The sequence below is a fragment of the Pseudomonas sp. 05N36 genome, assembly GCF_056397385.1.
The window spans coordinates 1-1,357 of sequence record NZ_JBFTNH010000048.1; the positions used below are offsets into that span (position 1 = coordinate 1).

Annotated in this window: 2 protein-coding genes; one reads left to right on the forward strand and one right to left on the reverse strand. The window is 56.5% G+C overall.

Annotated elements, in window-relative coordinates:
* The coding region (locus tag AC1DIH_RS28080) for a hypothetical protein (protein WP_477774078.1) at positions 1-193 on the reverse strand (193 nt) is incomplete at its 3' end.
* On the opposite strand from AC1DIH_RS28080, the gene AC1DIH_RS28085 reads away from it, so the two are divergent.
* On the forward strand, positions 134-1,105 hold the full coding sequence (locus tag AC1DIH_RS28085) for an IS110 family RNA-guided transposase (RefSeq protein ID WP_477774077.1): 972 nt from the start codon (positions 134-136) through the stop codon (positions 1,103-1,105). The two genes, AC1DIH_RS28080 and AC1DIH_RS28085, sit on opposite strands and share 60 nt — an antisense overlap.
* Positions 1,106-1,357 lie beyond the last annotated feature (252 nt).

Here is a 1,357-nt window from a genome sequence, read left to right on the forward strand (position 1 = left end):
TTAATGAGATGGTCAGCCTGACCGAGAAGCCCTGCAGGTTTACGCTTGCAGGGCTTTTCTCGTTTTCGGCGGAGGATCTCTCATGAACACGATGACGCTTCTCGGTATCGACATTGGCAAACATAGCTTCCACCTGCATGGCCAGGACGCCAAAGGTCATCAGGTCCTGCGCAAGAAAACCAGTCGCGGGCAATTGCTCAGCACATTGGCCCAACTGCCGGCCTGCACGGTGGTGATGGAGTCGTGTGGCGGTGCCCACTGGCTGGCTCGACAGATCGGCGCATTGGGCCACGAGGTAAAGCTGATTGCCCCGCAATACGTCAAGCCGTTCGTCAAAGGCAACAAAAACGATTTCATTGATGCCGAAGCGATTTGCGAGGCGGCGAGCCGCCCCGCGATGCGCTTCTGCTCGATTAAAACCGCAGAGCAACAAACGCTTTCAGCTTTGCATCGTGTCCGAGATTCCTTGATTGGCCATCGCACCGTCGCGACCAATCAGATTCATGGCTTTTTGCTGGAATTCGGGATCAGCCTGCCTATTGGCGCAACGGCGTTGCACCGCGTACCGGCGCTGCTGGACGATCCACAACATTCGGTTCCATTGCGCCTAAAGAGCGTGGTGATGCGCCTCTATCATCAAATCCAACAGCTGAATGATGAAATCAAGGACATCGAGTCCGACCTAAAGCAACAGTTGAAAGAAGACGATGGCGGAAATCGTTTGCAGAGTATTCCTGGCATCGGCCCCATCACCGCCAGTGCGGTATTGGCGGATGTGGGCGATGCGTCGAACTATCGAAGTGGACGCGATTTTGCCGCTTCGCTGGGGCTGGTGCCGAGGCAGTATTCGACGGGCGGAAAGACGGTGCTTCTGGGGATCAGCAAGCGCGGCGACAAGCACATCCGCCAACTGCTGGTGCAGGGCGCGCGATCCATCATGCAGCATATCGATAAGCGGGAGGACGCCTTGGGGCCTTGGGTTCGAGAGCTGCTGACGCGTCGCCACTCCAATGTCGTCGCGTGCGCGCTGGCAAACAAACTGGCGCGAATCGTGTGGGCGGTACTGACCAAAGGCGGCCAGTACGACCCGCATCCGAACGTTTGAACGTGCAGCTTTACCACCGGCTTTTGCGACGTCACTGACTGATGACAGTAAACGGCAAACGGCCCGACTGAGAACCTGGCATAAAAATCAGCTTTAGAGGCTGAGGGTTTTTTCAGGACAGTCGGGAGCGGCTACTCATCGAGGGCCGAGCGTTGTAGCAGCAACGCTCACAATGAGCCCGGATACATTAGCGCAAGCCAGCTTTACCGAAAACAGCCAAAGAGGTTGCAGGAGAGGGGCTGACCATACATT